The 20,819-nt window shown below is 35.0% G+C and carries 23 protein-coding genes, 1 pseudogene, 1 riboswitch and 1 other annotated feature; of the genes and pseudogenes, 12 read left to right on the top strand and 12 right to left on the bottom strand.

Going from position 1 to position 20,819, the window contains the following annotated elements:
• Positions 1–99 precede the first annotated feature (99 nt).
• A complete protein-coding gene (alo, locus tag MKY90_RS26015) occupies positions 100–1,629 on the top strand; it encodes a thiol-activated cytolysin family protein (protein ID WP_206771721.1) in 1,530 nt (509 codons plus the stop codon).
• Between the two features lie 51 nt (positions 1,630–1,680).
• Here the strand turns inward: alo and MKY90_RS26010 are convergent, their stop codons facing one another.
• From MKY90_RS26010 to MKY90_RS26000, 3 genes are all read right to left on the bottom strand, one after another.
• Entirely contained in the window at positions 1,681–2,961 is a 1,281-nt protein-coding gene (locus MKY90_RS26010; protein ID WP_341092917.1) for a purine/pyrimidine permease, read from the bottom strand.
• Between the two features lie 127 nt (positions 2,962–3,088).
• Positions 3,089–3,538, bottom strand: coding sequence for a cyanase (gene cynS / locus MKY90_RS26005; protein WP_001081567.1), 450 nt, complete (start codon positions 3,536–3,538; stop codon positions 3,089–3,091).
• Positions 3,539–3,569: 31 nt separating this feature from the next.
• The gene (locus MKY90_RS26000; RefSeq protein ID WP_002129867.1) at positions 3,570–4,151 is read right to left on the bottom strand and encodes a beta-class carbonic anhydrase; all 582 of its coding nucleotides are present in this window, start codon (positions 4,149–4,151) and stop codon (positions 3,570–3,572) included.
• A gap of 167 nt (positions 4,152–4,318) precedes the next feature.
• On the opposite strand from MKY90_RS26000, the gene MKY90_RS25995 reads away from it, so the two are divergent.
• Entirely contained in the window at positions 4,319–4,750 is a 432-nt protein-coding gene (locus tag MKY90_RS25995; protein ID WP_002016035.1) for an Lrp/AsnC family transcriptional regulator, read from the top strand.
• 269 nt (positions 4,751–5,019) lie between these two features.
• On the opposite strand, the gene MKY90_RS25990 is transcribed toward MKY90_RS25995, so the two are convergent.
• Complete coding sequence (locus MKY90_RS25990) at positions 5,020–5,985, bottom strand: DUF4822 domain-containing protein (RefSeq protein WP_001036744.1); 966 nt, start codon at positions 5,983–5,985, stop codon at positions 5,020–5,022.
• Positions 5,986–6,414: 429 nt separating this feature from the next.
• Here MKY90_RS25990 and MKY90_RS25985 point away from each other — a divergent pair, with 429 nt between their 5' ends.
• Positions 6,415–6,849, top strand: a complete 435-nt coding sequence (locus tag MKY90_RS25985; RefSeq protein ID WP_341092914.1) for an Lrp/AsnC family transcriptional regulator — start codon at positions 6,415–6,417, stop codon at positions 6,847–6,849.
• Between the two features lie 40 nt (positions 6,850–6,889).
• Here the strand turns inward: MKY90_RS25985 and MKY90_RS25980 are convergent, their stop codons facing one another.
• The 3 genes and pseudogenes from MKY90_RS25980 to MKY90_RS25970 all read right to left on the bottom strand — a co-directional run.
• Positions 6,890–7,447 (bottom strand): cysteine hydrolase family protein, encoded by a 558-nt coding sequence (locus MKY90_RS25980; protein WP_033713130.1) that lies wholly within the window; start codon positions 7,445–7,447, stop codon positions 6,890–6,892.
• 434 nt (positions 7,448–7,881) lie between these two features.
• On the bottom strand, positions 7,882–8,121 hold the full coding sequence (locus MKY90_RS25975) for a DUF896 domain-containing protein (protein ID WP_002129863.1): 240 nt from the start codon (positions 8,119–8,121) through the stop codon (positions 7,882–7,884).
• A gap of 134 nt (positions 8,122–8,255) precedes the next feature.
• Positions 8,256–8,442: pseudogene (locus MKY90_RS25970) on the bottom strand (nitroreductase family protein); the annotation flags it as partial.
• 116 nt (positions 8,443–8,558) lie between these two features.
• Here MKY90_RS25970 and psiE point away from each other — a divergent pair.
• From psiE to MKY90_RS25950, 4 genes are all read left to right on the top strand, one after another.
• Complete coding sequence (gene psiE, locus MKY90_RS25965) at positions 8,559–8,963, top strand: phosphate-starvation-inducible protein PsiE (protein WP_002129862.1); 405 nt, start codon at positions 8,559–8,561, stop codon at positions 8,961–8,963.
• A gap of 137 nt (positions 8,964–9,100) precedes the next feature.
• Complete coding sequence (speG, locus tag MKY90_RS25960) at positions 9,101–9,622, top strand: spermidine N1-acetyltransferase (RefSeq protein WP_002112781.1); 522 nt, start codon at positions 9,101–9,103, stop codon at positions 9,620–9,622.
• 140 nt (positions 9,623–9,762) lie between these two features.
• Positions 9,763–9,972, top strand: a complete 210-nt coding sequence (locus tag MKY90_RS25955) for a DUF3955 domain-containing protein (RefSeq protein ID WP_002129860.1) — start codon at positions 9,763–9,765, stop codon at positions 9,970–9,972.
• 170 nt (positions 9,973–10,142) lie between these two features.
• Complete coding sequence (locus MKY90_RS25950) at positions 10,143–10,409, top strand: DUF3947 family protein (RefSeq protein ID WP_048516780.1); 267 nt, start codon at positions 10,143–10,145, stop codon at positions 10,407–10,409.
• Positions 10,410–10,604: 195 nt separating this feature from the next.
• On the opposite strand, the gene crcB (MKY90_RS25945) is transcribed toward MKY90_RS25950, so the two are convergent.
• Together crcB (MKY90_RS25945) and crcB (MKY90_RS25940) are read right to left on the bottom strand one after the other, a co-directional pair.
• Positions 10,605–10,961 (bottom strand): fluoride efflux transporter CrcB, encoded by a 357-nt coding sequence (gene crcB / locus MKY90_RS25945; RefSeq protein ID WP_002167412.1) that lies wholly within the window; start codon positions 10,959–10,961, stop codon positions 10,605–10,607.
• Positions 10,958–11,362, bottom strand: coding sequence for a fluoride efflux transporter CrcB (crcB, locus tag MKY90_RS25940; RefSeq protein ID WP_002143706.1), 405 nt, complete (start codon positions 11,360–11,362; stop codon positions 10,958–10,960). Before crcB (MKY90_RS25940) ends, crcB (MKY90_RS25945) begins: the two co-directional genes overlap by 4 nt.
• Before the next feature lie 54 nt (positions 11,363–11,416).
• Positions 11,417–11,476, bottom strand: a riboswitch (Fluoride riboswitch).
• A 219-nt stretch (positions 11,477–11,695) separates the two neighbouring features.
• Between crcB (MKY90_RS25940) and MKY90_RS25935 the strand changes: the two genes are divergently transcribed.
• The 5 genes from MKY90_RS25935 (at position 11,696) to tyrS (ending at position 17,846) form a co-directional block, all read left to right on the top strand.
• The gene (locus MKY90_RS25935) at positions 11,696–12,754 is read left to right on the top strand and encodes an endonuclease/exonuclease/phosphatase family protein (protein WP_341092912.1); all 1,059 of its coding nucleotides are present in this window, start codon (positions 11,696–11,698) and stop codon (positions 12,752–12,754) included.
• A gap of 34 nt (positions 12,755–12,788) precedes the next feature.
• The gene (locus MKY90_RS25930) at positions 12,789–14,291 is read left to right on the top strand and encodes a DUF4077 domain-containing protein (RefSeq protein WP_341092909.1); all 1,503 of its coding nucleotides are present in this window, start codon (positions 12,789–12,791) and stop codon (positions 14,289–14,291) included.
• 211 nt (positions 14,292–14,502) lie between these two features.
• On the top strand, positions 14,503–14,898 hold the full coding sequence (locus tag MKY90_RS25925) for an SET domain-containing protein (protein ID WP_000573650.1): 396 nt from the start codon (positions 14,503–14,505) through the stop codon (positions 14,896–14,898).
• A gap of 386 nt (positions 14,899–15,284) precedes the next feature.
• Positions 15,285–16,202, top strand: a complete 918-nt coding sequence (murB, locus tag MKY90_RS25920; RefSeq protein WP_098167515.1) for a UDP-N-acetylmuramate dehydrogenase — start codon at positions 15,285–15,287, stop codon at positions 16,200–16,202.
• A 107-nt stretch (positions 16,203–16,309) separates the two neighbouring features.
• Positions 16,310–16,526: a binding site (T-box leader), on the top strand.
• 57 nt (positions 16,527–16,583) lie between these two features.
• The gene (gene tyrS / locus MKY90_RS25915) at positions 16,584–17,846 is read left to right on the top strand and encodes a tyrosine--tRNA ligase (protein ID WP_012261963.1); all 1,263 of its coding nucleotides are present in this window, start codon (positions 16,584–16,586) and stop codon (positions 17,844–17,846) included.
• A 264-nt stretch (positions 17,847–18,110) separates the two neighbouring features.
• Here the strand turns inward: tyrS and MKY90_RS25910 are convergent, their stop codons facing one another.
• The 3 genes from MKY90_RS25910 to MKY90_RS25900 all read right to left on the bottom strand — a co-directional run bounded on the left by MKY90_RS25910 (position 18,111) and on the right by MKY90_RS25900 (position 20,552).
• Entirely contained in the window at positions 18,111–19,289 is a 1,179-nt protein-coding gene (locus MKY90_RS25910; protein WP_002016002.1) for an NAD(P)/FAD-dependent oxidoreductase, read from the bottom strand.
• 44 nt (positions 19,290–19,333) lie between these two features.
• Positions 19,334–19,774 (bottom strand): DUF1641 domain-containing protein, encoded by a 441-nt coding sequence (locus tag MKY90_RS25905; RefSeq protein WP_002016003.1) that lies wholly within the window; start codon positions 19,772–19,774, stop codon positions 19,334–19,336.
• Positions 19,775–20,204: 430 nt separating this feature from the next.
• A complete protein-coding gene (locus tag MKY90_RS25900; protein ID WP_000760478.1) occupies positions 20,205–20,552 on the bottom strand; it encodes a winged helix-turn-helix transcriptional regulator in 348 nt (115 codons plus the stop codon).
• Positions 20,553–20,819: the final 267 nt, after the last annotated feature.

Genomic DNA, 20,819 nt, shown 5'->3' with positions numbered 1-20,819 from the left:
AATTCAAGAACTTTTGAAAGCATTTATGTAGGTTTATTAGTTAGCTATCATTTATCAATCATTATCATATCTTACTAAAAAAAGAACGGGGTAATTTTTCTGAATATTAAGAAAAACACTAAAAGAAGAAAGTTCCTTGCGTGTTTATTAGTTAGTCTATGCACTATTAATTATTCATCTATTTCCTTCGCAGAAACACAAGCAGGTAATACAACTGATGTAACCAAAAATGCTAGTGGCATTGATACTGGTATAGCAAATCTTAAATATAATAATCAAGGGGTTTTAGCTGTAAATGGTGATAAAGTAGAGAGTTTTGTTCCGAAAGAAAGTATCAATTCAAATGGTAAATTTGTAGTAGTGGAACGCGAGAAAAAATCACTTACAACTTCACCAGTCGATATTTCGATTATTGATTCTGTGGCGAATCGTACGTATCCAGGAGCGGTACAACTTGCAAATAAAGCTTTTGCAGACAATCAACCGAGTTTATTAGTGGCTAAGAGAAAGCCTTTAAATATTAGTATAGACTTACCTGGCATGAGAAAAGAAAATACAATTACTGTCCAGAATCCGACATATGGTAATGTGGCTGGAGCAGTGGATGATTTAGTATCTACTTGGAATGAAAAGTATTCTAAAACACATACGTTACCTGCAAGAATGCAGTATACAGAATCTATGGTTTATAGTAAATCACAAATCGCAAGTGCCCTTAACGTTAACGCTAAATATCTTGATAACAGTCTAAACATTGATTTTAATGCGGTTGCAAATGGAGAGAAAAAAGTGATGGTAGCGGCATATAAGCAAATATTTTATACCGTAAGTGCTGAACTACCTAACAATCCATCCGATCTTTTTGATAATAGTGTTACTTTTGGTGAGTTAACTCGTAAAGGTGTAAGTAATTCGGCTCCACCTGTTATGGTCTCAAATGTAGCTTATGGTAGAACTGTTTATGTAAAATTAGAAACAACATCTAAGAGCAAAGATGTACAAGCTGCTTTTAAAGCCTTACTTAAGAATAACAGCGTCGAAACGAATGGACAGTACAAAGATATTTTTGAAGAAAGTACCTTTACTGCTGTAGTATTAGGCGGAGATGCGAAAGAGCATAACAAGGTTGTTACTAAAGATTTCAATGAAATCCGAAATATCATTAAAGATAATGCTGAATTAAGTCTTAAAAATCCAGCATACCCAATTTCATATACAAGTACTTTTTTAAAAGATAATGCAACTGCGGCTGTTCATAACAATACAGATTATATCGAGACGACAACTACAGAATATTCAAGTGCTAAAATGACACTGGATCATTACGGTGCTTACGTTGCGCAATTTGATGTATCTTGGGATGAATTCACATTTGATCAAAATGGTAAAGAAGTACTAACACATAAAACATGGGATGGTAGCGGCAAAGACAAAACGGCTCATTACTCTACAGTTATCCCTCTTCCACCAAATTCAAAAAATATAAAAATCGTAGCAAGAGAATGTACTGGTCTTGCATGGGAATGGTGGAGAACAATTATTAATGAACAAAATGTTCCATTAACAAATGAAATAAAAGTTTCAATTGGAGGAACAACATTATACCCAACTGCTAGTATTAGTCATTAGGTATAAAAAAGCGCCCTGTAAGCAGGGCGCTTTTTTACTTAGTCACAAATTTTACTCTTTCCAAAACTGTTCCAATAGAATGACAAGCATGGTACCCACAAGTAATCCATTACTTAAAACATATTGTAAGGAAGAAGGAATTCCGCTAAATGCACTTTCTGGAAGAAACATTATTCCCAAACTGATTAATAATGAAATTCCTAATATTGTTAATCGGCGTTGATTTAATTCTTCACGTAAAATGGATTGAAATGAAATGCCTATTACTTGGACAAATGTTGCTAAAAGTGCGGCATTAGCAATAGGACCTGGTAGCAAGGATATAAAGTTTACAATTGAAGGAATAAAAGAAATTCCTGCTAATATAAGACTTGCTATAAGGAACGACTTCATTTTTCTTTGTCCTGTTAGTTGAATAAATCCTGCTGATGCAGGCAATGGTACAATTCCAATTGTAGAGAACAACGACGAGATAATATGTGATATACCTCCGGCCCACACGCCGCGGTTCAGTATTTGCTTTTCATTTTCTTTAGATAACGGAGCCACTTGTTTTACAGCTGAAACAGCAGCAATCGTATTTGCAACTAAAAGAAATGTAAATAAAGTTGCAGTTAGAGCCATTCCAATATCTAATCTAGGTGTGCCCCAAGAAAATAGCTCTGGTAACTTAACTAACGGTGTGTGTGAAGGTATATGAGATGATTTTCCTAATACAGCATACAAAAGCCAACCACATGAAATTCCAAGTAACACAGCGTAACTTTTCATCCATCCTTTCCCTTTAATTGATAAGAAAGTAATAAGGGCAAAAACAAAGAGCGCAATAGTAGCCGTTGTATAATCAGGATGAGTTACAGCTCCTTGTAATCCCATCATTCCTTTTAGTAACACACCACTAAGCTGAAGAGATAATATTAAAAGAAAAGTGCCTGTAACCAAGGGTGTAAATAAACGTAGAATTCGATGAACAAGCCCTGTTATACCAAGCGTGAAGAGTAATATACCTGCAATAATTAATCCACCTTCTAAAAGTTGTAATACATCCTTTGCACTTTGTCCCTGATGCATAGCGACTTGTCCCAATATGACAAATATACTTACCCATGAACCGGCTGGCCCATCCGCTATGGGATAGCGATGCCCAAACCATGCTTGTATAAATGAACTTACTCCTGCAACTAAAAAAGTTCGTTGCATTAATGTTGAGATATCTTCTATTGATAAATGGAATATGCCACCAATAATGATAGGCAATGCAATTGCATTTGCTAATAAAAACACAAACCACTGTAGAATACTAAAGCTCGTATCGACGTATTTTTTATTCATATTATTCTCCCTTGTATAAAAAGAATCTCATAGTAAAAATCCATCCTTTCTATACAGCTAGATTAAAAAGGATGGATTTTATAAATCTATAAAATCACTTTAATTATATAGATAGGTTTTTAATTAATTACCATGTACGGAACGGTAAGAATTTCCCGTTAAGTGTAATCACGATACGAGGGTCGCCACCTTTTGGATCTTCTTGTGTGTCCACACCTAGATTGAAGTTAATTGCACTCATTACACCTTCGCCAGCTTTTTCTAGGATTAATTCTCTAAGAGTCGGTGCGTATTGTAACATCATTTCATATAATCGATATAAGATTGGGTCAGTAGGAGGCATTTGCATTACTTGACCTCTAAGTGGAACTACTGTTAATGCTTGAACTACTTCTTCATCTAATTCTAATAGTTTACCGATTTTTTCTGCTTCTGGACGTGTCATTGTAGCTTGTCCTAATAACGCTGTTACAACCCAAGTCTCAGAGTTTTCACTTACTTTTGAAATTTCTTCCCATGTTAAACCTTTTGCAATTTTTGCTTCCATAATTTTTTGCGTAGCTTCTTGTCTATTCATATCTAATAACTTCCCTTCATTTAAGTAATAATTAATTTTTCATACCATTTAATGCTTTATATCCATCAACTATTAAATCTAATTTACCTGTGTGAGGATCAATAACTAAACCATGTACAGGAACATCTTTTGGAATAAGTGGATGATTTCTTACTAAATCAACATTAGCTTGAGTTGAACCGTTGACATCATCGAATCCAAATAACCATTTTTCAAGGTCAACACCAGCATATTCAATCGCTGATAAAATTTCTGGTGAAGCTACTCCACGATCTAATATTTTTTGAAGTGTTCCTTTTGGATTAGTTTGGCTCGCACCACATCTTTGGTGTCCGATAAGGAAGATTTCATCTGCATTTAGATCATATACTGATGCGACAACACTTTGCATAACACTATCGAAAGCAGAAGCAATTTTACCACCTGCATTTCTGATAACTTTTGCATCACCATCGTGTATATCTAAAGCTTTTGGAAGTAGCTCAATTAAACGAGCGTCCATGCAAGAAACAACAACCATACGTTTTTTAGGCAGTTTTGTCGCTTCACGAGGAGCGTATTCTTTATTTTCTACAAATTGTTCATTGAACGATAAAATCTCTTGTAATAACATATTTGTAACCTCCTTTAAATCTAGATGTATTTTTTTGTTGCGTCCTCTGTGTTATAAGTAAATATAACTGATAAACAATGTGATGTAAGAGGATAAACTAAGTATAGTGAATTGTATCGACAAGCAGAATAAGTTGGCGAAACACTTTCTGGCTTTCTACTTTCACGATGAAAGGATTGGTTTATATCATTGATCAAACAGATTTTGAGATACTGAAATTATTAGGAGAAAACTCAAGAATACAATGGAAAGAACTTGGTCAAAAAATACATATGACGGGGCAGGCTGTAGGAAATCGAATTCGAAGATTAGAGGATTTAGGGATTATTGAACAATATACAATCGCAATAAACCGAATCAAATTAGGACAAGTAGTGACTGCATTTGTTACTTTATTCGTAACAACAGCTAATCATCAAGAGTTTATGAATTTCTTTCAAAAAGAAGAAGGGATTTCTGAAGTAGACCGTATAAGTGGTGAGGGATGTTATTTATTAAAAACACATTTTGCTTCTAATGAAGAATTGGATAACTTTCTGGGGCGACTATTAAAGTATGGGAATTATCGTGTTAACTTATCAATAGGAAAGTTAAAATAAGATTTCTTTTTTTGAGGTTATAGTAACATTATTTGCTAAACCTTATTTGTATAGAGATAATAAAATTTTCATCTTAAATAGTCGGAGCCTTACTACAATTTATGTGTAGTAAGGCTTTTTAAAGCTGTTAAAAAAATGAGAGATATTATATTCAACAATCGTGCTGAATTGTTGAGGGGGATATAAGACAATTTTTTTCAAGGGAATCATAAATGATTTTTCTTTTAAAAAATCCTGCAGCTCAGTACAGGATTTGTAATCAAACGTTTTTAAAAGCTAAATTGTGGTTTTATATCACCTTTATAAGGCTCATGTTCAACGAATATAGTTATGTCTTTACCCGCTTGGTCTTTACCAGTTCTTTTATACGTAAATTTCTTATTATTCAGTTCAGTAAGTTCAAGAGCCGCACCATATTTATTATTTCCAATTGAAACATGAGCTCTTATTTTATTTTCATGTACAACATCGAAGTAGCCATAATCACCGCGGCTTTGACCTGTTTCGCTATTGAAGAACTCGTATTTATTAGACTTGTCATCAAATTTTGCTAGACTTATAAAATTCGAATTAAACTGCGTTACATCATTACCGGCTTCATCTAATACCTTTGTTCCATGCCAAAGGGTTCCGCCTAAAATTTTATCTCCATCCACGTTTTTAACGATATCACCTGTAGTAGAGTTTAGCTGCTTATCCGGATCCGTGAAAGAAAGCTCTTTTTCTTTATATGGAACATGTTCAACGAAAACTTCTACATCTTTACCGTTAGCATCTTTCCCCATTCTTTTATAGGTAAATACATTTTTATTTAGCTTTGTCATGTCAACAACAGCTTGATACTTCATTGATTCTGAAATTAATATTCTTTTCTTCCCATCATTTGTGACAAAGAAAGTTCCTTTATCGCCACGGCTTGCACCAGTCTTAGCATCAAAAAATTCATATCTTCCTGACTTCGCATCATATTTTGCAAGACCAATGAAGTTTGCATTTTCTTTCGTTAAGTCATTTTTATCTTTGTCATACACTCTTGTACCTTGCCAATTTGTCTCGCTAAGAATATTAGCCATTTTTTGCCCTTTAGTTAACTTATTTTCCTTTTTAGTATCTTTCGCAGCTTGTTCTTGTTTTTGTTTACTATGATTTTCTTCAGCTTTCGTGCCAGCGCAACCTGTTAATGCTAATGTGAATCCTAGCAGTATGGATGATAGTACTTTTGTTTTTTTATTCATTTTTATCGTCTCCTTATTGTATGATTTTAGTTAGTACGGTTTGCGATTATAGTAGCAGTTCGTCCTTTTAAATTTTTGTTATATGAAAAGATTCAGGTGGGAGCAACGAACTTAGTTACTACGTTTATCATGTTAATCCCCGAGTATAAACTCCCTCTAAATAAATCATTAAAAAAAGATAAACTAATTCCTAAAAAATTTTCATATTTATAAAAAACAATCGCTGGCTTACTGGATGGCCCTTTCGAACGCTTATCAATTTTTTTCTGATACCTACGAGTAATCGAAAAATACATAGTAAAGGAAGAAGGAAAGCTGTTAACAGTAATGTAATTCTTAATAGAGTTAATCGAGTGTATTGTAAAAGTTTTTAAGATGAATTGTAGGGGAAATGATGATCTTAGAGAAGGTGATTCCTATAGGAAGGGGATGTCCATGTTTGATTCAATAGATTTTAAAATTATAAAGTTACTACAAGAAAACGCTAGAATGAACTGGAAGGAAATTGGAGAGATAGTACATTTGACTGGCCAGGCTGTTGGGAAACGAATTAATAAATTAGAAGAGGCGGGTGTCATTCAAAAATATACGATAGATATCGACAGGGCTAAGTTAGAAGGGGCTATTATGACGTTTGTTACACTATTTCTGCATGCACCACATTATCATAATCAAATTCAAACTTTTTTTGAAAAAACGGACTTAATTACTGAAATGTATCGTATAAGTGGCGATGGGTGTTATATCATGATTCTTCACACATCTTCGCACCAGCAATTAGAAGAGACTCTTGCAGATGTTTTACATTATGGTGATTATCGTATAAATACTGTCATTAAGACAATCGAAAAAAAGAAAGAATAAGAGATTTATTCTTTCTTTTTTTATATGGAACTGTAATTCTTTATTTGCTCTTGTTTATAAAACAGTTTGCCGACATGATTTTCGCATAAATATCACCAAACTCTAACGAACTCATGAACGATTGATGAGCGTGTACTGCGGGGATCAGATTTCCTTGAAATTCTAAATCTCTTGTTGTACAAGCATCTTCAATTACAACACATTGAAATCCTAAATCACTGGCAGCACGTACTGTTGCATCAATACATACATGAGTCATCATACCGCAAATGACTAGTTGATCTATTTTTTCTTTCTTTAATGTTTCAAATAAATTGGTTCTTAAAAAACTGTTAGGGTGATGTTTTTGTATGACTCTTTCGTTAGCAATTGGCTGTACATCATCATGAATTTGAGCACCTACTGTTTCAGGTAAGAAGAAAGTAGCTCCTTCATTGTTCGCAATATGTTGTACGTGAATAACTGTTTTATGTTTTTCACGAAATACTTTCAAGACTTCTTTCGCTTTTTGTGCGGCTTTTTCAGGTTGATGTAATTCCATATTGCCGCCTTCAAAGTAATCATTTTGTATGTCGACTAATAGTAACGCTTCGTTCATCATTAATCCCCCCACAATTATTTATCCCGCATTAACGGGCAGTAAGACCACCACTTCAAAATTCAGCGAAAGCAAAGAAGTTAGATGGGGGATCAACTGCCCGTAAAAGCCCGATTGGTTCAACTAATAATCAGTGGGTGATGAAGAAAACCCCTACTGATTAAAGTTTCACTTTATACAGCAAGTTATTTGTACTGTACCGTTATTATATAAATTGCAACTATGTGGAAGTAATAACGTCATGAAAAGATTTTGACGTATATGGTTTCATTGTGAAAAAGCTAAAGGATGCAAAGAAAAGATGGGGACAATTTGTTTGTGGTTTTTTGATTTAGAAACAGAAAGTGGATGGGGAAGTAGATATTAACTTAATGATGCATCTAAGCAAACGTACTATTAGATGCATCATTAAGTAACAAAGGAGCTGGGTATTTTCATGCGTTGTTATCTGTGTTTAGTGATAGCTTTTGTTGCTCTTTTAATTTTTCAGGAGTCACGTCATTTCCTAAAGGATCTAATATTTTTAATCCTGTAACAGTGGTGTTGATTTGACCGCGAATAATTTGAAGATACTTCTCGCGTAATTCTGTGCGCTCATTTAATTCTGTTTTTGTTAAACCTTCTTCTTTTTGTTTTTTAGCTAATTCATTAATTCGATTTAAAACTTCAAGCATTGTTTTCTCCGCCTTTCTTTTTTGTATTATTCGATTAGATTGTAGTTTTGCATTATGATTATGGTTGCTACCATCATAGTTTCGTTAATAGTGTTTATCGTACTTTCATTCCAAAAGTACGATAAACACGGTGATTAAAACTCGCCATTCCAAGACGTTACTTCATCTACAGTTAATCGAACTGATGGGAATCCTGGCTCTTTTGCTTTGCCTAATGCAATCATTAAGACGTCAGTTATTAAATGCTTTGCGGAATTCTTCAACGTTATAGCCAAGCATTGGGACTGTATCGTATCCTCTCGCTTTTGCAGCAAGCATAAATATCCGAATGGTGAAGTAATCGTGAAAGAGGACGATCATATATGATTTAACATTTCTGTAAGTATAATTTTGCTATAATGAATAAGTACTTACACGAAGGGGAGCTAAAAGAGAAAATGAAGTCATTTAATATCGATCATTATATAGCTAGCGTTTTACAGTGGATATTAAATATAGCATTAATCATATTATCCATTGTTTTATCGATTTTTTTAATTAACGAAACAATTACTTTTATTCAATACATATTTTCAGCGAAGAAGTATACATCTTATAAATTAGTTGAGAGTATCATCGTCTATTTCCTATACTTCGAGTTCATCGCATTAATTATTAAGTATTTTAAGTCGAATTATCATTTTCCGTTACGTTATTTTATTTATATCGGAATTACGGCGTTAATTCGTTTAATTATTGTGTCTCATGAGGAACCAATGGAGACGTTATTATATGCGGGATCCATTCTTGTTTTAGTTATTGCTTTATACATATCGAATATGAGAGATTTGAGAAAAGAGTAGTGCAGACATAAGTTTGCACTACTTTTTGTACCTTGACCTTCAAGTTACTTGAAGGTTTACAATGTAATTAGGGCGTTTGAAATCGAAAAAAATTGAGAAATTAAGTGAAGAGGTTATTTTACTTGGAGGTTATAGAAATGAGTCAGGAATTGAAATTACGTCCTTTAGAACGGGAAGACTTAAAGTTTGTACACGAACTTAATAATAACGCGCATATTATGTCGTATTGGTTTGAAGAGCCTTATGAAGCATTTGTGGAGCTGCAGGATTTATACGATAAACATATACATGATCAAAGTGAGCGCCGATTTATCGTTGAGAAAGATAATGAGATGGTGGGATTAGTCGAATTAGTAGAAATCGATTATATTCACCGTAGAACTGAATTCCAAATTATTATTGATCCGAGTTACCAAGGTTACGGTTATGCAGCTGATGCAACGCGTTTAGCGATGGATTACGCTTTTTCCGTATTAAATATGCATAAAATATATTTAGTTGTCGATAAAGAGAATGAAAAAGCTGTACACGTTTATAAAAAGGTCGGATTTATAGTAGAAGGTGAGTTGCAAGATGAGTTTTTCGTTGATGGCAACTACCATAATGCGATAAGAATGTGTATGTTCCAAAAAGAATATTTTAGAGTGAAGAGGCTATAGACAATGATTGTCTATAGTCTTTTTATTATTCAAGTCAACAATTATTTATCGTAAAACGATAAATAATTGTTGACTTGGAATTCGTCGGGACTTATTATGAGGTTAGCAAAAGTAATTGTGAAATTAAAGGAGAATATATTATGAAAAATAAATTTTTATTAGCTATCGTACTAATATCGTTAGGAGTTACCTGTTTATTAATGCACGGTACAACTAGTAAAGTGGCGGATAATGGGCTTCTTGTAGAACCTTTCTTTTTCCTAGTACCAGTAAGCTACCTATTGTTCTTTAGTGGTATTGGTGTGTTGCTAGTTGGATTTATCACTTCAAAGTTGAAAAAACAGCAATAGATAAATGCTGTTAGTTTAGGAGTGGATTTTTGTGAAACAAAACGAATTGTCATTATGGTTAAAGTTAATTATCATTCTTTGCGGATGTTTTGGTTTATTGTTCTGCATATATATTGGGCCAGAAACGGGAAGAGCGGTATTGTTAATTTCAGAAAATTTGAAGGGACTATATAAGCCATTCGTACTGTTCATTTGGATCACAGGAATTCCATTTTTTAGCGCTTTATTTTTGCACTGGAAGACAAGTAGGAGCAGCGATTACAGTGGCCGGGGGACAGATGACAATTCAGGCAGTGCATCAGGCCATTCAAATGCAACAACAAGCACAAGTAGCACAAATGATGCAGAGTCAGTATATGTCGTATGCACAGCTTCCTGTGCAAAGTATACATTATGATGTGTATCCAGCTGGTTTATCCCGCATTAACGGGCAGTAAAACTCCCACCTCAAAATTCGGCAGGAGCAAAGAAGTTAGGTGGGAGATCAACTGCCCGTAAACGCCCGATTGGTGAAGGCTAATAATCAGTGGGTAAGAACAAAACCCCCACTGATTAAAGTTTCACTTTATTTTCCATTCCATATGGCGGGACATACTTCTTATGAAAGAAAGCGACTCAATAGAGTCGCTTTTTTATATTCCACCGAGCTTCATTCCAAGGAATGCGAATAGGATACCAATTATGTAAGTAGTACTTAAATATAAAAGGAATGTGTAAATTTTTTTGCGATTGAGAAGCTGAATGGACTCTAATTTAAGTGTCGAAAATGTGGTGAATGCGCCCATAAATCCAGTTCCTAATAATAATTGCCATCCTGTAGAGACTCCGTTGCCAATTATATACCCGAGTAAAAATGCTCCTGTTATATTAATAAGGAATGTAGCAATTGGAAAGGGTGTTTTATTTCTTTTTTTAAACCAATTGCTAATTGCAAATCGTGTAATCGCACCGAAAAACCCTCCAGTTGCCACTAATAAAGCTTCCATCATAAGTGATCACCTTCCGTAAGTGATTTCTTAATTAAGAAATCACCTAGTGTATAGCCAAGTCCAGACATAATGAGACCGCCAAGTATGCTACATGATACATATAAGAAAGCCGTGCTCCATTCAGAATGATTGATTAATTGCACAGTTTCTACACTAAATGTTGAAAACGTCGTAAAGGAACCGATGAATCCAGTCCCGATGCCTGTGATAACCTCTGAAGGTAAGATGTTTAGCCGGGCGATATACGTAGTTAGCCATGCTAATAAGAAGCAGCCGGCTAAGTTAATGAGTAATGTAGCTAATGGAAAAGAATGATGCCAAAATGTATGAATAGTAAGACCTAAATAATAACGAGAAAGGGCTCCTAATATACCGGCTATACCGACGATAATATAAATCAAATTCCTCACCTCTTTAAATAGCTTGCTCAAAAAAATAGACTCCTACCAGTAGTTATACTGGTAGGAGTCATTAGCTAAGCAGCGGTTATGGCGAACTCCATCGCCTATGATTATTACATATAGTGTACTAAACATTGCGTTTAATTTCCAGTGGAGAAGTTGGTGCATTTTGTATTTCTATAATAGTTTAAGATAGGGAATCATTACTTATAAACTAAATATAGTGATATAAGGTTTTCAATGTGATAAAATATTTCGTATGTCTGTCATTTTTTTATTTAACTGAAAATAAAGAAAAGTAAAATCGTATGTTTTAGAAAAGGGGTCGTTTGTTTGAAAAAGTTATTAAAAATAGTACTTATATGTATTTTAGTAGGTGTGGGAGTTGTAGGTGGGTTTTTAGCTTATATGACACTTACAAAAGAACAGCCGGCTGATGTTATAAGCTTGAAGGTGGAAAACAATAAGGAGCGCGTAATTGCGCATGGAAATGAATTTAAAGTTACAACATTTAATATTGGATATGCTGGACTAGATAAGGATCAAGACTTCTTTATGGATGGGGGAAAAGGGTCTGGTTCAAGTAGTAAAGAACAAACGGAAACTAACTTAAAGAATATGCTTTCGTTTTTACAGAATGAGAATAGTGATTTTGCGCTATTACAAGAAATAGATATAAAATCAATGCGATCATTTGATGTAAATGGACATGAATTTTTGAAAAAAGGACTACCTGATTATGCTTCTTCGTTCGGAAAGAACTATGATACAAAATGGGTTCCTGTACCAATCACAAGTCCAATGGGATATGCTGAAGCTGGATTAAGTACATTTTCTAAATATACGGTTCAAACAGCGAAGAGATTTCAGCTTCCTGGAATGGAGCCGTGGCCAAAGCGTTTATTTGATTTAGACCGAGCGATTGTTGAACATAAAATACCTGTTAATAATGGGAAATTTGTTAGACTCGTAAATCTACATTTATCTGCTTATGATGAAGGCGGGAAAATTAGAAAACAGCAAGTAGAATATTTAAAAAAATATATGAACAAGCATTATAAAAATGGTGATTATGTAATAATGGGCGGAGACTGGAATCAATTAATTTCTAACGCTCAGTTAAGTGATCCGAAGTTCGTGAAAGAGCGTCCTGAGTGGTTAGTAGAGTTACCAAAGGACTTTACTGATGGTGGCTTTAAGTGGGCTGTAGATCCGTCTGTTATGACTGTGAGAGATGATGTGAAGAAATATGTGGAAGGTGAAAATTTCGTCACGATTATTGATGGCTTTATCGTTTCACCGAATGTTGAAATTGTAAATGTACAAGGGAAAGATTTGAAGTTTGAAAATAGCGATCATAACCCAGTGAGTGCGGTATTCAAGCTGAAGTAATCGATACGTATGAGTAGAAGGTGGGGCTTCATATATGGAGTGGTTAAAGAGAACTTGTTTTTCTAACCTTGAGAAAGAATCACAGAAAAATCATTTATTGCTATTTATCACGATTTGTAGTTTCTTTCTTGGGATAATCGCGATTGGGTATTACGGATATATTTTTACAGAGAGAGCAATAGCATTTTGGATGTGTGGTATTTCTATCGTAGTATTTGGAACGCTGCTTACTTTTATAGAAAGTATGGAAGCAATGTATAAATACATCATGACATGTATGCTACTTATTATGTCTTTCATTATGGTACAAGCATTTAATGAAAGCCCAGCTGTATTTCAAATGGTCTATTTTACATTAGCGGTTTCACTTATTTATTTGAGTGAACGTCTTATTTTAATTCTTGGCGGGGTAGCAGTTGTTGTTACATTTATACTTTGTAGTTATTGGCCAAATCAATTTTTTGCGTATACAGCGTCATCTGAAGCTGCAAATTTCGCAAGCTTGTTAGCGATTGTAACGATCGCTATGTGGGGTGTCACAAAGATTGGTTCTAATCTTTTGGCTCGTTTAAGTGATGAGAAGCAAGCGGTGATGAAGAAAGCTCAGGAGTTAGAAGAAACGCAAAGGCTTATTGAGGAAACTGTTGTGAAGTTAGATAGTAATTTCAATCATTTAAGACAAAATATGAATACATCGATGGAGTCAATGAGTGAAATTAACTTTGCTTTTGAAGAAGTAGCAGTGGGAACTCAATCGCAATCAGAGATGATGTCACGTTCAGTAGAAGTATTGAATGATATGGAGGGAAATATTGACCAAATCATCTCTCAAGTAAGAAATGCGTCGATGCGTGTTGATAAAAGTTTGGAAATCTCAAAGGGTAGTGTAAATACTTTAAGAAATTTTGAAGCTAACATGAGAAGTTTAAATGATGTTGTTTCACAATCAGGAACGATATTTAGAGAATTAATGACACAATCGAAACAAATTAATGAAATTGTAGATGTAATAACGAATATTTCAAGTCAGACGAGTTTGCTAGCTTTAAATGCAAATATTGAAGCTGCAAGGGCAGGCGAGCATGGAAAAGGTTTTGCTATTGTAGCGAATGAAGTATTAAAGCTTGCTGAAGAATCGAATCGTTCTGCGGGGAGAATTCAAGGGATTTTGAAGGAGTTTAGTAATCAAGCAAGTAAAGTAGAAGTGCAGGTAGAGAAGTCAGAAAGAGTACAAGAAGAATGTAACGAAATGTTAGCAAGTGTTTTGACGAATGTAACGGATTTAGGGAAGTTTATTGATGCGATTAATGATGTAATGAGGGAGATTGTTGGTCATCAAGAAAGTTTCCAAGCTAAAACGACGAATATCGTAAAGGACGTTACACATGCTTCTAACGTAATTCAACAAACTTCTGCAGCTACGGAAGAAGTGTTAGCGAGTGTTGAAGAAGAAAAGCATCGAAATGATACATCGGTGAAGACGTTACATACTGTTAGCGAGCAAGTGAAGTTGCTAGAAGATATTTTAGAAAAGTAATATCTCTTAAAAAGGGTACACCATGTGTGCTCTTTTTTCATTTAAATGAATACTTGATAGTAATTTAATTGCTTTTCTGCGCGTTTTCTGCCAAGCTTAAGGAGATAAACTGAGACTTTAATTAGTGGGGCTATACGCTACTGATTATTAGTTGAACCCCGCAAATAGCGGAATAAAATACTTCAAAGAAAGAATTATATAGGTGACGCATATGATCGAAGTTAAGACTTCTGAACTTAGTGATGGAGAATTTAATAGAGGGGTATTTGCAACTCGTGATATTAAAAAGGGTGAGTTGATTCACTCAGCACCAGTTATCTCTTATCCGAATGAACAGCATGAACACATTGAGAAAACGTTACTTGCTGACTACGCATTTGAGTATGGGGTAAATCATACGGCATTCCTGTTAGGATACGGCATGTTATTTAATCATGCATATAATCCGAATGCAACGTATGATATTGTCTTCGAGAATCATACGTTTAACTTCTTTGCTTACAAAGATATAAAAGCGGGAGAAGAGATTCTAATCAATTATAATGGTGAAGTTGATGACGATGAGCTATTATGGTTTGATAAGGAAAAAGAAGAGAACGAAAAATAAGTTAAAAAGTATAGAAAGGGCACATTCTGTGGGATGTGCTCTTTTTTATTGATGAAAATAAAGTAAAGATTACAAAAAAATACCACTTTTCTTTCGTATGGTATAGTAAGATATTGAAGGGTATTACTTTGAAAAACCTATATATTTTACAAATTGTTGTCTATATGGTTACATGTCAAGTTTAGTAGCCCATTTGGGTTGCTTTATTATGCGATATATATTTTAATATGAGTGGAACCTCTTATAATTTAAGAGGTTTATAGGTGTGCTTTATGTACACTGTATTCACCACGTTAGCTGTTGTTTTGTAATGCATTTTTATGTGGGGATATTATGGACCCGTATATAGCGGGATAAAAAGATTATAGAAATAGAGGAATCGTAAAATGAATATGCACGAGGTTTATAAATATTTAAGTACAGTATTGCCTGAAGGTCATGTGAAGCAAGATGAAATGTTAAAGAATCATACGCATATTAAAGTGGGCGGGAAAGCGGATGTGTTCGTTTCTCCTACGAATTATGATGAAATTCAAGAAGTTATAAAGTATGCGAATCAACACAATATTCCAGTTACGTTTTTAGGAAACGGCTCTAATGTTATTATTAAAGACGGTGGTCTGCGCGGGATTACAGTAAGTTTAATTCATATTACAAATGTTACTGTAACAGGGACAGCGATTGTTGCGGGGTGTGGTGCAGCAATTATTGATGTGTCACGAATTGCATTAGATCATAATTTAACGGGTCTTGAGTTTGCTTGTGGTATACCAGGTTCAGTTGGCGGAGCGTTATATATGAATGCTGGTGCTTACGGCGGTGAAGTATCGTTTGTATTAACAGAAGCTGTCGTAATGACAGGTGATGGAGAGCTACGTACTTTAACGAAAGATGCATTTGAATTTGGATATCGTAAGAGTGTATTTGCGAACAATCATTACATTATTCTTGAAGCGAGGTTTGAACTTGAAGAAGGTGTACGTGAAGAGATTAAGGAAAAGATGGATGATTTAACGTATAAGCGTGAATCAAAACAACCTTTAGAGTATCCTTCATGTGGCAGTGTATTTAAGCGTCCACCAAATAATTTTGCTGGTAAATTGATTCAAGAATCAGGACTGCAAGGTAAGCGAATTGGCGGAGTTGAAGTTTCTTTAAAACACGCTGGATTTATGGTGAATGTTGATAACGGAACTGCACAAGATTATATCGATTTAATTCATTTCGTACAAACAACTGTTGAAGAAAAATTCGGTGTGAAATTAGAGAGAGAAGTAAGGATTATTGGAGAAGATCTACAGTAATCTTTGAATAAAAAACGTATAAAAGTATGAATTATTTCGAAATAACATTTGGGTATTGTTGACAATTTGATTTGGATTCAATATAATGGCTAATAATTTAACAAATAAAATATACGTTGAAAGAGCCCAGTAGCAGTTTGTCACTGTTATTAAAGAGAGCTAGGGGTTGCTGGAACCTAGCACAAACAAACTTGTGAATTACACTCTGGAGTATCTTAGGTAACGCTAAGCGGACTAGCAATCGATATTATTGCTAAGAGTGGTATGAATAGCTATGCTATTTATGCAAACTGGGTGGTAACACGGTGAATAATCGTCCCTATGTCTATTGTAGACATAGGGGCTTTTTTGTTTTCAAAAAAATAAAGGGGATGACAAAAGATGAATATTATTGATGAATTAGAATGGCGCGGTGCTGTGAATCAGCAGACAGATGAAGAAGGTTTACGTAAGTTAGTAGAAGAGAAAAAGATTTCACTATACTGCGGAGTTGATCCGACTGGTGATAGTATGCATATCGGACATTTGATTCCTTTTATGATGATGAAGAGATTCCAATTAGCTGGTCATCATCCGGTTATTTTAATTGGCGGGGCAACAGGAACAATTGGTGATCCAAGTGGACGTCAATCAGAGCGTCAACTGCAAACTTTAGAAGTGGTGCAGCATAATGTAGATGCGTTAACAGCGCAAATGAAAAAGCTATTTGACTTTGGCGGGAATAGCGAAGTGAAGATGGTAAATAACTATGACTGGACACATAAAATAAACATTATCGAGTTTTTACGTGATTACGGAAAAAACTTTAGCATAAATAGCATGTTAGCGAAAGATATTGTCGCAAGTCGTTTAGATACAGGGATTTCTTTCACAGAATTCACGTACCAAATCTTGCAAGCGATGGATTTTCATCATTTATACACAAAAGAAGATGTTCAATTGCAAATTGGTGGTAGTGATCAATGGGGAAATATTACGAGTGGTTTAGATTTAATTCGTAAGTTAGAAGGTCATGAAGCGAAAGTATTCGGATTAACGATTCCATTATTATTAAAATCAGATGGTACGAAGTTTGGTAAATCAGCAGGTGGTGCTATTTGGCTTGATCCGGAAAAGACAACACCGTTTGAATTTTACCAGTTCTGGGTGAATACAGATGACCGTGATGTAATTAAATACTTGAAATACTTTACGTTCTTAACGAAAGAGCGAATTGATGAACTAGCAGCGAAGGTAGAAACAGAGCCTCATAAACGTGAAGCACAAAAAGTATTAGCGGAAGAAATGACGAAATTCGTTCATGGAGAAGAAGCATTTTTACAGGCAGTGAAAATTACAGCAGCGTTATTTAGCGGAGATATTAAGTCGTTAACAGCTGATGAAATTGAACAAGGTTTTAAAGAGATGCCGACATTCCAATCTTCAAAAGAGACGAAAAATATCGTAGAGTGGCTAGTTGATTTAGGAATTGAACCTTCTAGACGTCAAGCGCGTGAAGATATTAATAATGGGGCTATATCTATGAATGGTGAAAAAGTAACGGATGTCAGTAGGGATGTTACTGTAGAAAATTCATTTGATGGAAGATTCATCATTATTCGTAAAGGGAAGAAGAACTACAGCTTAGTGGAATTAGGAGAATAGTTCTTGTGAAAGAGCGGAAGTAGGGAAGATATCTACTTCCGCTCTTTTCATATACACAATTTCGACATAAAAAAGTCAGTATATTTTGATAATTAAAGAGGTTATATTATTCTTTTGTCGAATAAATAAGTTAGAGAAAATTACGGATAAAGTGAAACTTTAATCAGTGGGGGGTTTTGTTCATCCCCACTGATTATCAGCCCGCAAATAGCGGGATAAAAATAGCCCGAACCATGCAGGGCATGATTCGGGCTTATATTCAGATTAGTATGCTAAGCTGAATAGACCTTTAATGTGTGATAAGTAACGAACGTTACTTGCTTCTTTCATTAATGATGCTGGTAAACCTTTAAGCGGAGTATTGCTTGCTCCGATTGTAGCAACAGCATCTTTACGTCCTAGACTAGCAAGTGTTCCAGAGTTGATAGGTGCGAACTCTTCGAATGCTTTGCCTTCTAGTGCTGCGTATAAGTTGTATCCAATTAACTCACCCATTTGCCAAGCGATTTGTGCAGTTGGTGGGTATGGACGACCGTCTGGAGAGAAGACAACAGCGCTGTCTCCAGCAACGAATACGTCTTTGTGAGAAGTAGATTGTAGATGTGCATCAACAGTTGCACGACCGCGGTTTACTTCAAGACCTGATTCACCAATTAATGGGTTACCTTGTACGCCGCCTGTCCAAACGAATGTGTTAGCAACGATTTTTTGACCGTCTTTTAAGTCGATTTCATTACCAGCAACGTTTGTTACAGGAAGACCTGTTAAGAATGTAACACCGCGTGCTTCTAAGCTAGCAGTTGCACGTTCGATTAAGTGGTCTGGTAATACTGGAAGGATTTTTGGACCTGCTTCAACAAGAAGAAGTTTAACTTCTTTTGGATTTACGCCGTGGCTTTTTGCAAGTTTAGGCATAATGTCAGCAAGCTCACCAACTAGCTCAACGCCAGTTAATCCGCCACCACCGATTACGATTGTAGCATCAGCTTCGTTTTTCGTTTTAGCGTATTCACGAATACGGTCTTCAACGTGTTTGTAGATTTTGTTTGCATCAGCAGCAGATTTTAATACCATGCTGTTTTCTTCTAGTCCTGGAATACCGAAGTAAGCAGTTTTACTTCCTAAAGCAACTACAAGTGCATCGTAAGATAAAGTAGTGCCACCAGCTAGTTTGATTTCTTTGCTATCAACTGAGAATGACTCAACTGTTGCAATTTTAAGATCGATGTCTTTACCTTTGAAAAGCTTTGTAAGTGGCATTGCAATTGCTTGCTCAGCAACGTTACCAGCTGCAAGGCGGTGTAGTTCAGTGATGATTTGGTGCGTTGGGTATTGGTTAATCACTGTAACTTGTGCTTCTGATTTGCTGTAATATTTACGTACGTTTAAAGCGGCAAGAAGACCGCCATAACCAGCGCCTAAGATGACAATTTGTTTTGACATAGTATGTTATCCCCCGTCTTTACTAATTGTTGTTATAAGTTAAATTATTTATTATTACGTTCTGCACTAATTTGAAGGTATGCGTTCACAAAACGGAACATTTTTTGTGCTTGTGGGTCTTTTAATAATTTTAATAGACCGAACAGGCCGATAACTTCGTTGCTTTCATCAGCACGATCTTTCGCTTCGATAGCAGTTGCAGCCATGCTTTTCACTGTATCTTTTACAGGTTCTACAAGCTCTGTGATTGCACTAACAGTGTCGCTTTTTAATACTTCATCAGTAGCAACAGTTTGAGCGAAGTCATAAGACTTAGTTAAAATGTTAACAAGCTCAGTTAATTTTGGAAGCTGTTCTACTAGTGTTGTTAATGATTCTTGTACCTCAGGTTTTAACAACTGATCAAGTACATCAAGTTGTCCTTGGCTAGCAGAAATTTGTACAGTTTCTTGTTCTGGCTTTGTTTGAGTCATAGTTTCTGGCATCTCCAATTCTCCTTTACGATAGCAATACTCTTATTTTTGATAGATAAGATAGTAAACACTTGCGAAACTTTATACAAAGTTTCACAAAGCACAATAAAATGCCTTTAAATTTATGACAGCAAGTAAGCTGAAATCATAAATCCAAAACCATAATGTCCTACCTATTATTTATGAACTGTCCGATACATGGCTTGTCCGCATAATGGAAAGTTCCCTTATCGGAAAGTGTATATAATATATATCCTATATTATATACTATATACACGTATGTTAACATAAAAATGATTCCTAATTATTTGATATTGATTCTGTAACCTAGTACTGACAAGGCATGAAAGCGCATAAATTATTTTATCTATCTTAAAAATGTACATATATATAAAGAAAAAAAGGAGGAAATGGACAAATTTATGTTCATTTTTTCCTTTTTTTATTGTTCACCTTCTGTAATTAGCATTGATGTGTTACCGCTTTTTTCAAGGTGGCATTCGCCCCAAGTACAAAGAGAATCAAGAATGGATTCTAAAGACCAACCGTAGTCTGTAAGAGAATATTCTACTTTCGGTGGTACTTGATTGTATACCTTTCTTTGAATAACTCCGTCTTCTTCTAATTCGCGTAATTGCTGTGTTAACATCTTTTGTGTAATACCAGGCATGAGACGTTTTAATTCACTCGTTCTCTTTGTACCTTTCGTTAAGTGGCAAAGAATAACGACTTTCCATTTTCCGCCGATAACCTCTAAAGTCGCTTCAACGGGAATATTATATTTCTTCATATAAAAATCTCCTTTGATGAATGTAGATTTCAGTTCTCCAACAAAAGAATCCAAATAATTTAAATGTTACTAAAAAGTACCTATAGCACTTTAAAGTACGTACTTTTTATTATGTTGAATATGTTCCATAATAGCATACGTAAGAGGGAAATGAGTAGTACGGTACTAAAAAGTGCCTATGTTACTTTTTGGTACCTATCGTACTTTAAAGTGCGTTCTTCAAAAAAAGAGTGAAGCCATTCATAATAGCATATATCAGCAGTAACA

This window comes from Bacillus sp. FSL P2-0099, assembly GCF_038007445.1.
Taxonomy (GTDB): domain Bacteria; phylum Bacillota; class Bacilli; order Bacillales; family Bacillaceae_G; genus Bacillus_A; species Bacillus_A mycoides.
The sequence above is the reverse complement of the archived record's forward strand: the minus strand, read 5'-3'. Positions and strand labels throughout refer to the sequence as shown.

Bases quoted from the DNA above. Each gene is read 5' to 3' on its own strand.
- MKY90_RS26010 (WP_341092917.1), bottom strand. From the start codon at position 2,961: ATGAATAAAAAATACGTCGATACGAGCTTTAGTATTCTACAGTGGTTT.
- cynS (WP_001081567.1), bottom strand. From the start codon at position 3,538: ATGAATAGACAAGAAGCTACGCAAAAAATTATGGAAGCAAAAATTGCA.
- MKY90_RS26000 (WP_002129867.1), bottom strand. From the start codon at position 4,151: ATGTTATTACAAGAGATTTTATCGTTCAATGAACAATTTGTAGAAAAT.
- MKY90_RS25995 (WP_002016035.1), top strand. From the start codon at position 4,319: ATGAAAGGATTGGTTTATATCATTGATCAAACAGATTTTGAGATACTG.
- MKY90_RS25990 (WP_001036744.1), bottom strand. From the start codon at position 5,985: ATGAATAAAAAAACAAAAGTACTATCATCCATACTGCTAGGATTCACA.
- MKY90_RS25985 (WP_341092914.1), top strand. From the start codon at position 6,415: ATGTCCATGTTTGATTCAATAGATTTTAAAATTATAAAGTTACTACAA.
- MKY90_RS25980 (WP_033713130.1), bottom strand. From the start codon at position 7,447: ATGAACGAAGCGTTACTATTAGTCGACATACAAAATGATTACTTTGAA.
- MKY90_RS25975 (WP_002129863.1), bottom strand. From the start codon at position 8,121: ATGCTTGAAGTTTTAAATCGAATTAATGAATTAGCTAAAAAACAAAAA.
- psiE (WP_002129862.1), top strand. From the start codon at position 8,559: ATGAAGTCATTTAATATCGATCATTATATAGCTAGCGTTTTACAGTGG.
- speG (WP_002112781.1), top strand. From the start codon at position 9,101: ATGAGTCAGGAATTGAAATTACGTCCTTTAGAACGGGAAGACTTAAAG.
- MKY90_RS25955 (WP_002129860.1), top strand. From the start codon at position 9,763: ATGAAAAATAAATTTTTATTAGCTATCGTACTAATATCGTTAGGAGTT.
- crcB (WP_002167412.1), bottom strand. From the start codon at position 10,961: ATGATGGAAGCTTTATTAGTGGCAACTGGAGGGTTTTTCGGTGCGATT.
- MKY90_RS25930 (WP_341092909.1), top strand. From the start codon at position 12,789: ATGGAGTGGTTAAAGAGAACTTGTTTTTCTAACCTTGAGAAAGAATCA.
- MKY90_RS25925 (WP_000573650.1), top strand. From the start codon at position 14,503: ATGATCGAAGTTAAGACTTCTGAACTTAGTGATGGAGAATTTAATAGA.
- murB (WP_098167515.1), top strand. From the start codon at position 15,285: ATGAATATGCACGAGGTTTATAAATATTTAAGTACAGTATTGCCTGAA.
- tyrS (WP_012261963.1), top strand. From the start codon at position 16,584: ATGAATATTATTGATGAATTAGAATGGCGCGGTGCTGTGAATCAGCAG.
- MKY90_RS25910 (WP_002016002.1), bottom strand. From the start codon at position 19,289: ATGTCAAAACAAATTGTCATCTTAGGCGCTGGTTATGGCGGTCTTCTT.
- MKY90_RS25905 (WP_002016003.1), bottom strand. From the start codon at position 19,774: ATGCCAGAAACTATGACTCAAACAAAGCCAGAACAAGAAACTGTACAA.
- MKY90_RS25900 (WP_000760478.1), bottom strand. From the start codon at position 20,552: ATGAAGAAATATAATATTCCCGTTGAAGCGACTTTAGAGGTTATCGGC.